Below are 12,439 nucleotides of genomic sequence, written 5' to 3' on the forward strand. Positions count from 1 at the left end.
TACGGGTCGCCTTTTGTTTAATTATATATTATTCGATACCGGCAATATCTTTCATATTCAGGTTATTATCTGTTGACCAGAAACCTGTTTTAGGTTTACCTAAAGTCGTATATTCCTGTCCGCCGATTGTCAGCGCAAATTTATAGGTATAATTCATTCCCTCTTTAAAAGGAACGGCAACCATCATGTAAGCAGTTCCAAGTGAGGCTGGACGTCCGTAAGCCGGAACTCCTGCATTTACCACCAGCCCGTCGGGAATGTTATAAGTGATGCTATTCAAAGGAGTGCCACTGATTTCACCGGTAGCCAGATTAACGGTAGCTCCATCTGCATAAGACAGGGGATGTTCATCGCAGGTTACCACAATTTTAGTACAGGTTTTGCCAGCCAAGGCATCGGGACATTTCAGTGCAGGCAAAGTGAGCTGTGAAAACAGAGATTTGAATTCTCCCAAAGCAACCGTCGCTGCCGAATAACTGGAAGTGGTGGCCGAAGCATACGCAAAACCATATTTACGATTAGGCATAAATTCAGATGCATAGTATTCCTGCACTGAAATGTTTGGCAAGGCTACCGTTTTGTAATCTTTCGAAGCTGCACTATAAGGGGTATACGCATAAATCGTATGATCGCCACTTTTAAATCCCGCAGACAGTTCGGAAGAGGGATTCAAAGTCACCTCATCGGTCACATAATTCTCTTTGTTATAAGTGATGTAAGTCTTGCCCTTATATTCCTTTGCTGTAGCTTTGGCTACTTCCGATGGAGCATACGGCAAGTTTTCCTGCGGTTTGCCGTCAGACAATACGTATATTCCTATCTTATCCGCTTCAATCCATCCCTGTCCTCCATGAGAGTACACATTATAAGCACCGGAAACAGCTATTTTTCCTACTACAGGAAAGTCCACATCTTCTTCACCACCATCATCACTACTGCAACTTACTGAAGACAACGTCAAAGCCACACAAGCGGCAAAATAAAACAGTCTATTTTTCATACTTTTCTCGTTTTAAATGGTTAATTATTTACTGATGAATTATTTTCTTTTTCTAATATTCTCCTTTATAATTCGTGCACCACACCATCCCCTTCACATTGCCAAAACCTGTGAAAGTCTGTAACTTCAGATCGGGTGAAAAACCTTCAAAAAGGCGTACCATCTGGCTCATGTTTACGTCAATGACAGTGATATTTCCATTCTCCTGCGAAAGAGCCAGTCGAAAGTTAGGCTCAGTGCTATTCCCTCCATAACCATAAAACACACAAACGACAGGGCTTCCGCTGATACCGGTGATACGGCTGTCCGCTGTGTAAGCCAATACATGATTGCGCATCTGCATACTGTACACATAGAGATTCTTATCTCCATCGGTAAAGTAGAAATAGGGATTCTTCTCAAAGTTGGAAGACATCTTGATAATGCTTTGTGGAGTCAATAAAGAGCCGCCACTGAATCTGTATTGGTCTGTATCGGTAATGAGGTGAGAGTTATTATCCATTCCTCTCACAGCAAACTCATGCAGATTATAATTCCCGGTTCCCTGCACGTCAATCAATGAAACATAGTTTGCCCAGTAAGTCAATCCGCCATTGGAGTCAACATCTATTTTTTCATAAGCACCTATGGCAAGGCAGCGGGTTCCCGCCCCCATATTGTCCACCCGTAACACTCCAGAGGGGACTTCCAAATCCTGATCATACGTTTTGAAATAGACAATGGCGGGAGTATAAACTGCTCCCCATTGTGGATAATGTGCAATACCGATGAAACGGGCATTCTGTTCATCATACAAGATGCAACGTTCTTCATCGGCACATCTATAAGTGACATTGTGGAAGGGTGCGAAGCAAGTGATGCGACTGCCTCCCTCAAACTCATACGGCATGGCACCATATTTCCCGTAATATGGAATCGCTTTATTGTCACTTCCTACGGTACGGACATATACCTCTCCCTGTTCGGAACAAATCACGTAATATTCTTCCTTGAAAGCAAAGCCCATTAACTTCAAGTCTTCCGGTTCTTTACGGTTCTCAAATTCGTCGGCAAGCCACACATCCTTTTGCAATGAATTACCATCGAGCGTAACACTTCCACTGCCCTGATTAATCAGAATTTTCGGTAAGCCCGAAACATAGGAACCGGAAATAGAACCTAATACATAATAGTAGTAAATTCCGTGCGGATCTGTACCTAAGCCTCCTTCGATGATACGTTCCACATTTTGCGTCACCCGAAAGGCTGGATTAATGAAAGACAAGGCAGATTTTCCGTCTCCCTTATCGGAAAGAACCATCCACCCCCAGTCGAAACTATTCTTTCCCGTCAGGGTGTATTTATTGCTGATATACGTCTCGTTCGTTTCATTATTAATGACTTTCAGTATCAATTCGTATGTCCCACCCTTCTCAAACTGATATTTCAGATGATAGCCAGTGTAGATCAGTTCACGGTTCAAGAACCATTGGACGGTGAAAAGTTCGTCAACATTTCCGATATCCGTCGAGAAGTTGATGGGAGCATCCATCTCGAAAAGGTCGCCTACCATAAACGTGTAGTCTGACGAAGCGGAGTTCACAAAAGAGACTTTGATAGAGTTTGTATAGTCATAGTTTCCCAAATTGTCATAACAGCCGGTTATCACGAGAAACTGCAGAATTGAAATGAATAGTACCTTTTTTCGCTTCATAGTTTATTGTCAGTTATCGAGAATGGTTTCATACAGTGGTGTCACTCCGTCTGTATCATAATATCGGTAATTGCCTTGCTGCCACTGGTCCTTCCACCAAGCCTTGAAGTCGGCTATCAGATTGACAAGCTCAATTCCGGTGTATTTATCCAATGATTCGAGTATCTCACCATCCATGAAAATGATAAAAACGCGGTATTTCATATCCGAGTATACCCCCAGATTGGCTGCAAAACTCTGGCTCCACCACACAGGGCAAGAAATCCGGTCGATCACTTGAATCGTGACGTATTGATATCTTGCCGGACCTATCAGACAGCCTTCCACTGCATCCAATGAAAGGGTAAGTGTATATTCTGTGTTGAGCAGTGCTTCATTGCGATAAACGGTGACTCCGTAGGTATCTTCCGCCAGTCCGCTATGGAAGACGCCGGAAGTCAAAGGGGCATAGTCGATACCGGAACGAGCGGTGCTCTTCTCTCCCACTGCGGAAATATTACAGGCGACATTCTTTTCGAGCGGGTAGCCAAGAAGTGTCATCTTCACTTTCACGGTTCCTTCCCGGAGCAAGGGTGCATCCGTAGCAAAGTTGAATGTTATTTTCTGGGGAGACTTATCATCCATATAAGTAAAATAGACGTAGTTGTCTCCATGATAAACGTCCAGTTGCTCTTCACTGCAAGAGGCGAAAACGAGCAGCAGGCAGAAGGTGGTACATGTCAATATTCGTTTCATCTTATACCGGCATTAGTTGGTTGTTTCACTGGTAGGCAATGGAAGTACATAAGAACCTGTCATATTGATTTCTCCTTCCTCGTCTGAGTCGGGCACAGCAGAGAGGTTCATCCTTTTGTAGGTGTAGAAGGTTCCGCCTTCGCCTATCATTTCTTTCCGTATATCAAGCAATATTTCGGCATCCAGTTGTTCACGGGTACTGACCGTCAGACTAAGGGTACGTTCAGCTCCACGAGCTTTTCGAACAGTTTCGAGGTAGTTGATTCCTTCGGTTATCTTACCATTATAGCTGCTGATCTCCGCCAGGATATGACAGATTTCACTGAAGCGGATCACCGGTATCATCGGATTCTCCATTGCCTCTACTACTGACTCTACGGAAGGGTTATACTTCAGCGTGTAATACCTCGACTGGGTTTCATTGGTAGTCCCGATCAGGTAGGTCAGCCGATAGTCGGTATATACGCCCGTGTTGTCTGAAGCAAACAGAGAAGGGATGTTTGCCAACGGCAAACGGACGGTTGCCGAAGATGACGAAGAGCCCCACACAGCCATTTCATAATCCGTTGCCAACTGTTTTTTATGCAAGCCGAACAAGATGTCGTGAGAGACTTTTGTATACCTGGATTTGAGATTACCGGTGATTTTTTCTCCTCCTGTAAAACCTATCCATCGTTTCTGCCGATAATAAATGTTGTAAAGTTCTTTGGCGGCTGTCTCGGCATTCTTGTAGTAGGCAGGGCCGGCATAGATACAGACACGGGCTTTCAACCCCAGCAATGCCAGATAGTTAAATCTAATGCCACGATACCAGAAGAATGCTCCCATATCATCTATATGGGAAGTGGAGTTGAAACGATAGCGGGCATTCCATTCGGGAGTAGGCTCATACATTTGTGAAGCATACATCGCTTCGGGATGATACTCGGTATCAAACTTACGCAGCAGATCTTCTGCTTCAAGCAGATCTTTCAAGACTTTCTCGATAAAATCGGTAACGGTGCATTTTTCTACCACCGCGGCTTCGTACTTATCACGGTAAGGAAGATAGGTACCCGAAGGATGGGTCGACGTTGCAGGGGCAAACAAGCGGAGCAGGTCAAAATGCATCATCGCTCTTAATGACAAGGCTTCAGCATAAATGAGGTTTTTCTCTTCTTCCCCGTATTCGAACAAAGAGATGTCCGTAGCTCGGATGTTCTCGATAAGCTTGTTCAGGTTGGCTATCACTTTATAGCCTTTTTCCCAGATAGCTGTCACAACGGGTTCAGTGTCGACCGTGTTATAGATAAGTTCGGAAGCATCGGCATACATCGGAGAGAGAGTTCCCGCCTTTTGATTGTATTGCTGGGAGATCGCACTAAGAAATCCCCAGCTCAGTTGCTTACCATACAGTTCGTCGGACGCCAGACTGGTGTAGATACCATTCAAGGCATTCCGGTAGCCGAAACCGGTAGAAAACAACTCGTCGTCGGCAATCGCATTTTCAGGTGTTACGTCCAGCCAAGCATTGCAGGAAACAGCTAACATTCCTGTCAGGACTATTCGTATATAGCTGATTAGTTTCTTCATTGGCATGATTAGAATATGATGTTAGTAGTCAGATTGAATGAACGCGAATAAGGATAATCCAGTCCCCGCTCCTGACGAATGGTAGACCCATAAAAGAGGTCGTTCATCGTGAACGAAAGACGCAGGCCGGACAGATGGAGTTTCTTTAATTGTTCGGGACGAAAATTATAGCTCATCGTCAATGAACTCCATTGCAAGGTATTGTTTTTCTGTACAAAACGCGAAGATGCGCCAGTGGTGACATTCCGGTCACGAATATCTTTCATGGTGGTTACATCTCCCGGTTTCTGCCAACGGTCGAGCAATACCCGCTTGTCTACATTGCCATTCTTAATATCGGCATTCTCTACATAAGAAACGAGGGTATTGTTGTAGGCATCTCCACCAAAGGTATAGAGGAAAGAAGTAAACATGGATAACTGTTTATAGGACAAGGTATAACCGAACGTGCCTTGTCCCTTGGGAGCTGTATCGCCAATGATGTTCCATTCGTCCGCAGACCATACATCGGTAACGTCACCATCCCGGCGAAGGTAGATTTCTTTACCGTTTGTAGGGCTGATTCCCAATGACTTCATTCCGTAGATGGAGGTTAGAGAGGCTCCTTCGTAATATTTCAGGTATGTTTTGGCATATTTCGAGTCGGAGCTGCTTTCGGGGTTATATGCTCTGAACAGTTCTTCCACTCTTTTATTATAGTCGCGCATTGCCTGGGAGATTTCAACAATCGTGTTTTTGTTTCTTGCAAAGCTGCCATAGAGCTGAAAGAGCCAGTTCCTGTCGCTGTAAAGTCGCGCCCGCAGTTCCAGTTCGACACCGGTGTTTTTCACCTTCCCCATGTTTTCTTTGTAGGAGGTGAATCCGGTAGAAGAAGGAATGGTATAATCGGTTATCAGGTCGATGGTACGCTCGTCGTAGGCAGAGGCTTTCAGATAGATTTTATCGTGCCACAGTCCGATTTCAACTCCATAGTCGAGAGTGTACTTGCGTTCCCACTTCAAGTCCGGGTTTCCCATCTGATAGAGGAATACTCCGTAGCCTGTGGGATACCAGCTGTCTGTATGCAGCTGATACATATCTTTGGCCGAATAGAGAGGGAAGTTGGTCTTTCCGGTCAGTCCGTAAGAAGCACGGAACTTCAGCATGGAAAAGAGCTCGTCCGACTTCATAAAATCATAATGATGAAGGTTGATTCCCGCACCTGTTGACCAAAACATGGACCATCTCTTATCGGAACCGAATTCGGAAGAACCGTCGATACGCCCTGTAAGGTCGACAAGATAGATATTGCGATAGGTATAGTTGGAAGTGAGCAAGAATCCTACCAAGCGGGTGGTATTGTCGGAGCTGCCGGGCTTTCCGTATACTTCTGCCGCATAGTTTGAAGAGACAAGGTCACCACCCGGGAATCCCCGGTAACGTGTTTCGGAAGCAGTGCTCTGCATTTGTCTCATGTTGGAGGAGAAGCAGACATTGAGGTGGTGTCCCTTGAAGGTATTGTTGTATATGAGCGACAGGCTTCCGTCTATCACTTTTCTCTTCTGTGTGGATTCCGTTTTTTCACCATTGATGTTGCCTGTACCGGCTGAATAACTGGCCGATGCTGGATCTTTGTACAAATCATCGGCAGAATTTCTCATCAGAACGGAGAACAGACCCCGCAGACGCAGACCGTCGGTGATGCGCCAATTCAGACTAAGATCATCGGTCACTTCATCATAACCGGAACGGTCGAAGCTGTTGTAGAAGTTGATTTCGTACAGTGGATTTACCGGTGTGCCACTCCCCCCGTCGAACTTTTCGAGACGACGGACATAATCGCCATTCTCATCGTACAGACGCATATAAGGAAGCAAATGGGAGTAATCACTGAATGAATTGAAGGGAACATCCGTACTTTTGTTATAAGTGTAGGTCACTTTGTTCTTTATTTATAACCCGCCAATACGGTAGTCGACATAAAACACGGCATCGGCATTCTTACGGGAAGAGTGTTTCATCACTCCTTCTGTTCCTCTGAATCCCAGTTCCACTCCCCAGCGCACGTCATTTTCTCCCCCATCGATGAAGACGGAGTGTTTATGATTCAAAGCTGTGCGCAGTCCTTGAGAAAGCCAATAGGTATCGACACCTGTCAGTACATTATTGAGTCGTTGGTAATATCCGTTGGTATAGGGATCTACTTCCGGTGTGTGGCTATCATATAGTCCTGCCAGACGTTCGGTCTCCAACTTCTCACGGGCGTTCATCAGATGATAGGAGGATAAATCCGGCAATTCGGCAGAAAGTACTCCGGAATACTGTACACGAAACCTTCCGGCTTCGGGTGCACGCCGTTCAATGACAATTACTCCGTTGGCCGCACGCGAACCATACATGGAAGTAGCCGCAGCATCTTTCAGGATATTGATGCTATGGATGCTATTCATATCGAGGTCGTATATTTTCTTCACATCGACTTCAAAACCATCCAAGATAAAGATAGGCAGGTTGGAATGACCGCTGAGCACTTCCCGCGAAATAGAGGAGACAGAGGTCTGCCCGAGTGTCGTTTCTCCGATACCGGTCTGCCCACGCAAGACGAATCGGGGCAGGCTATTAGGGTCAGAACCCGCTGCCAGATTCTCTTGTATCCTGAAAGAGGGATCGAAAGTCTGAATGGCTGAAATCAGGTTGTTCGGGTTGACTTTTAACAGCTCTTCTCTCTCTATCTTGGTGGTATTTCCCGTAAAACTCTCTTTCTGTATGGAGTTATAGCCGGTCACAATCACTTCCTGAAGACTTTCGGTAGCTTCTACCATCTGCACATCGACTTTCTGACGGGAAGTGACTTTGATTTTACGGGTTTCGAAACCGATGTAGGAATAGATAACCCAACCGCCCTTTTCGGGTAGGGTCAATACATAGCAACCGTTTATATCGGTAATTACACCGGTAGAATGACCCTCCAAACGAATCGTCACTCCTACCATCGGTTCTTTAGAAAGTTTCTCCATCACCCGGCCATACACATAATTTCCGTATGGAGAAAGAAGAGCTGTCTCTTTCGAATTATTTTTGTTTTGGGCTATGGCATTAGCAGATAGTGATAAAATGTATACCAACAGTAAGATTCTATTCAAAGCCCCGGAGTTTAGCTTTTGCATAACGAATATATATAGTTGTTACGTCTGCAAAATTATCCTTGTGGAACAGATGGGGCAATCACAAAATTTAGGTATTTTACGCAACTATTATACCCATACATGATGAAAATGGAGGAAAAACACTTCCGTTCAGGTATTAATCAGGGGCAAGAACCAGAGAGGCTGTCTAACAGGTCTCAGTAATTAGAAGTCGAGGGTATGTCAAAATTCCCTTTTTGACACACCCTCGAAATCGTTCAAGCAGGACTTGTCAGACAGCCTCTCCGGTTATCTGTTTTTCTTATAATGCCAGACGGTAAATCTCTTTGCTGTCCTGTTTCGCTAATTTGACATAGTTGCCTACCCATTCGCCTTTATTCCGGTGCAGACTATCTGCCAGTCGGTCGATGTCGGGATTCTCAATACCCAGTTCTTTGAAGGTTACAGGCAGACCGATGGAAGTAAAGAAGGATTTCAGACGGGAGATTCCTTCCAGGGCTACCGCCTTTTTATCGGCCGACTCTGCTACTCCCCACACACGGACAGCGTATTGGGCTATCTTATCCACATTGTGCTCTGTCATCCATGTCATCCAGGCAGGGAAGATTACGGAAAGGCCGGCACCATGAGTCACGTTATAAATGGCACTGATTTCATGTTCGAGGAAGTGAGAAGCCCAGTCCTCTTCACAACCTACGCCACAGGTTCCGTTGTGGGCAATGGTTCCACACCACATCAGATTGGCACGGGCTCCATAGTTTTCAGGTTCTTTGATGACGGTGGTTGCCTCTTTGATGATGGCAAGCAATGCACCTTCGCACAGGCGGTCGCTTATTTCTACCTCTTTCGTATTGGTAAAATAACGTTCCATGATGTGTGCCATCATATCAGCAATGCCGCAGGCTGTCTGGAAAGGAGGAAGTGTGTAGGTCAGTTCCGGATTCATCACGGCGAAAACCGGACGCAGCAGGCCGGGAGTGCGGAGGCTTAATTTCTGCAAGCCATCGACTTTCGTGATGACCGTGTTACCGGAACCTTCGCTTCCGGCAGCGGGAATCGTCAACACAACGGCCACCTTCAATGCTTTCGTCACAATGGTTTTTCCGATATAAAAATCCCAGAAATCTCCGTCGTAAGGAACTCCGGCTGCAATGGCTTTCGCCGTGTCAATCACGGAGCCTCCACCCACGGCGAGCATCATGTCCACCTTTTCTTTCCGGCAGAGATCGATTCCTTCATATACCTTCGTGTCAATCGGGTTAGGTTGTACACCGCCCAGCATACAATAAGGTATGCCTGCTTCCTGCAATGATTTCTCAATACGAGCCAATAATCCGCTGCGTATCACAGAACCACCGCCATAAACAATCATTACTTTGCGTGCACCGTATTTCTGCACCAATGCTCCGGTCCGCATTTCCGTATCCCGTCCGAATACAAATTCGGTAGGGCTGTAAAAGATAAAATCATTCATTGTCGCTTTCTTGATAAGTCTATTATAAATCCTTTTATATGCCTTTATAGGGCGTTTTATAGGTCCTTTATAGGTCCGGACAAAGTTATAAAATTAAGCAGAATATTTTTCTTCCGACTGTTTAAAATTTCCGACTTTCATCAGTGCAATTCCGATAACAATCCAAACTATTTCACGCGCCTGTCTAACGTGAATTCTAAGATTTCACGCTATTTAAGAAGCCGACGAAGAAAAACAAGCTAATGTTAGTGTTTCTAAGAAGCCGATGAAGAAAAACAAACTAGTGGCAACGTTTCTAAGAAGCCGACGAAGAAAAACAAGCTAGTTACAGCGTTTCTAAGAAACCGATGAAGAAAAACAAGCTAGTGGCAGCGTTTCTAAGAAGCCGACGAAGAAAAACAAGCTAATGTTAGTGTTTCTAAGAAGCCGATGAAGAAAAACAAACTAGTGGCAACGTTTCTAAGAAGCCGACGAAGAAAAACAAGCTAGTTACAGCGTTTCCAAGAAGCCGATGAAGAAAAACAAACTAGTGGCAACGTTTCTAAGAAGCCGATGAAGAAAAACAAGCTAATGTTAGTGTTTCTAAGAAGCCGACGAAGAAAAACAAGCTAGTGGCAACGTTTCTAAGAAGCCGATGAAGAAAAACAAGCTAGTGGCAGCGTTTCTAAGAAGCCGACGAAGAAAAACAAGCTAGTGGAAGCGTTTCTAAGAAACCGATGAAGAAAAACAAGCTAGTGGCAGCGTTTCTAAGAAGCCGACGAAGAAAAACAAGCCGGTGGAAGCGTTTCTAAGAAGCCGACGAAGAAAAACAAGCTAGTGGAAGCGTTTCTAAGAAGCCGACGAAGAAAAACAAGCCGGTGGAAGCGTTTCTAAGAAGCCGATGAAGAAAAACAAGCTAGTGGAAGCGTTTCTAAGAAGCCGATGAAGAAAAACAAGCCGGTGGCAGCGTTTCTAATGTAAATTCAATAATTCTTTTCGAGAGGCTGTCTAACAAGTCCTATCTTAACGATTTCACCCCTGCCAGAATATGCTTTGGCAGGGGTGAAATCTAATTACCGGGACCTGTTAGACAGCCTCATAGCTGCAACCTTTCCTTTGTATATACGCTTAGTAAGATTTATTCCAGTACGGGAATAGCCCTACTGTATATATGCATAATATCTTTCGAAGAATCTTTTGAATACCGGAATTCTCATCCATACATATTCGAACACCAGCCAGCCGATCAACGCACAAGAGATACCAAGTAATACATCGATCATATAATGATGGCATGAATAAATGGCCGTGCCCCAAATGCCTACCATAATAATAGAGAAAAGGGCTATCACATACCATCTGCATTTCCCGATAATGGCATACACCAATGCAACCACCATATAAGCAGCGTGCAATGAAGGTACTGCTGCAAAAACATTTGCATTGCGCCCATAGATCGAATCGAAGACGGTCACTCCGAAGAAAGCATCAAAGCGACCCAATCCTGCCACATTGCCGGGCGTGTTCAGTATCGGTTCAAAACCGTAATTGATGGCATACCAAGGCGGAGCAGCCGGATGGATATAATAACCGGCAAAGCCGATCAGGTTGACGAATAAAAATACCAGTGCAAAGCGAAGGTAGGTCTTTCTTTCCTTCTTGAAATACAGGCAAAGCCCGAACAGGATAGGAACAGGAACCCAGCAAAGGTAGAAGATTCCGGCAAAGACGTCCGCTATCGGCCAGTTGTGTGCCGCGAAGTATTCGCAAGGGGTAACCAGAAGACCATTATCCATCACTCCGAAGAGAGACTTCTCCAGATTATACAGTCCGGCTACATCAATCGGGTTCACTTCGTAGTTGGGGCAAATGCGCATCCAATCATACGAGATTCCAAAAAGGGCGAAAGGCAACAGAGCGACTGCCAACTTACGAGTAGGCAATCCGGCAAAAAATAAAACCCCATAGAGTACCACCATTAACAGGTGCTCGGAACGAAGTCCGATGAAGATACCCGTCAGCAACAGGAAAAGAGCCATCATGACCGTCACAGTCAAGGCCTCTCTCTTCGATGGCATTTGAATATTCTTTATCATATCAGTAGTTGATCGGCGATGGTTGATAAATGGCAGATTATTCTTTCATCGCTTTATAGCAATGTCTCACACGTGCAAAAGCCGTGATATTGGCAAACACGGCAACAAAGGCGAGAGGAACAATCATAATCAGAATCGGTTCGAAAGCGGTGATGTCTTTGAAAACGCCACAGAACAAAGCGCCGAGACTGGTCAGCACGACACGCTCCGGACGTTGCATGAATCCCACTTTACATTCGATACCCAACCCTTCGGCACGGGCACGCACGTAGCTTACCATCAGTGAGCCGATTAATGCTACGAAGGCAATCAGTGCATAAAGGAAATAATCCTTCATCGACAAGTAGTAACAGATGCCGAAGAAGGTCATCAATTCACTGTAACGATCAAGTACAGAATCGTAAAGTGCACCGAACTTGGAACTCATATTACCCAGACGGGCTACACGTCCGTCCATCATATCAAACAATCCGGCAAACAAAATCACACCGCCTGCCCAGCCGATAATGCCCAGCTCGTTTTGACCACCATAAATGCCGGCATATACAAACATTCCTGCCGCAACGACATTCAGGATAAATCCGGTAGTGGTGATAAAGTTAGGGGTAATCCCTATTTTAATCATTCCACGTATCAAGGGATTGATAATCTTATAAATCAACTGTTGTAAATAATCTCTGTAATTCATCTGTTTATTTATATCTAATTTTTCTGTTTTATCAATCGATTTTTCAATCGGTCTTTCCATTCAGCCTTTTCAATTGA

7 protein-coding genes and 1 pseudogene are annotated in these 12,439 nt (G+C 44.9%); all 8 read right to left on the reverse strand.

The features are described from left to right. Positions 1-28 precede the first annotated feature (28 nt). Positions 29-1,000 carry a fimbrillin family protein gene (locus tag AB9N12_RS01755; RefSeq protein ID WP_369889218.1) on the reverse strand — a complete coding sequence of 324 codons (972 nt, stop codon included), beginning with the start codon at positions 998-1,000 and terminating at the stop codon, positions 29-31. Positions 1,001-1,052: 52 nt separating this feature from the next. Continuing rightward, positions 1,053-2,693 (reverse strand): PKD-like family lipoprotein, encoded by a 1,641-nt coding sequence (locus AB9N12_RS01760; RefSeq protein ID WP_369889219.1) that lies wholly within the window; start codon positions 2,691-2,693, stop codon positions 1,053-1,055. A gap of 9 nt (positions 2,694-2,702) precedes the next feature. Next, positions 2,703-3,428: a DUF4843 domain-containing protein gene (locus AB9N12_RS01765; RefSeq protein WP_369889220.1), complete on the reverse strand. Its 726-nt coding sequence runs from the start codon at positions 3,426-3,428 to the stop codon at positions 2,703-2,705. 12 nt (positions 3,429-3,440) lie between these two features. Then, the gene (locus tag AB9N12_RS01770; RefSeq protein WP_369889221.1) at positions 3,441-5,000 is read right to left on the reverse strand and encodes a RagB/SusD family nutrient uptake outer membrane protein; all 1,560 of its coding nucleotides are present in this window, start codon (positions 4,998-5,000) and stop codon (positions 3,441-3,443) included. 8 nt (positions 5,001-5,008) lie between these two features. Continuing rightward, positions 5,009-8,146: pseudogene (locus AB9N12_RS01775) on the reverse strand (SusC/RagA family TonB-linked outer membrane protein). Positions 8,147-8,426: 280 nt separating this feature from the next. Then, positions 8,427-9,599: an iron-containing alcohol dehydrogenase gene (locus AB9N12_RS01780; protein ID WP_369889222.1), complete on the reverse strand. Its 1,173-nt coding sequence runs from the start codon at positions 9,597-9,599 to the stop codon at positions 8,427-8,429. A 1,139-nt stretch (positions 9,600-10,738) separates the two neighbouring features. Further along, positions 10,739-11,656, reverse strand: coding sequence for a phosphatase PAP2 family protein (locus AB9N12_RS01785; RefSeq protein WP_369889223.1), 918 nt, complete (start codon positions 11,654-11,656; stop codon positions 10,739-10,741). A gap of 55 nt (positions 11,657-11,711) precedes the next feature. Next, the gene (locus AB9N12_RS01790; protein ID WP_369889224.1) at positions 11,712-12,362 is read right to left on the reverse strand and encodes a CDP-alcohol phosphatidyltransferase family protein; all 651 of its coding nucleotides are present in this window, start codon (positions 12,360-12,362) and stop codon (positions 11,712-11,714) included. Positions 12,363-12,439 lie beyond the last annotated feature (77 nt).

The organism is Bacteroides sp. AN502(2024), from assembly GCF_041227145.1.
Lineage (GTDB): Bacteria > Bacteroidota > Bacteroidia > Bacteroidales > Bacteroidaceae > Bacteroides.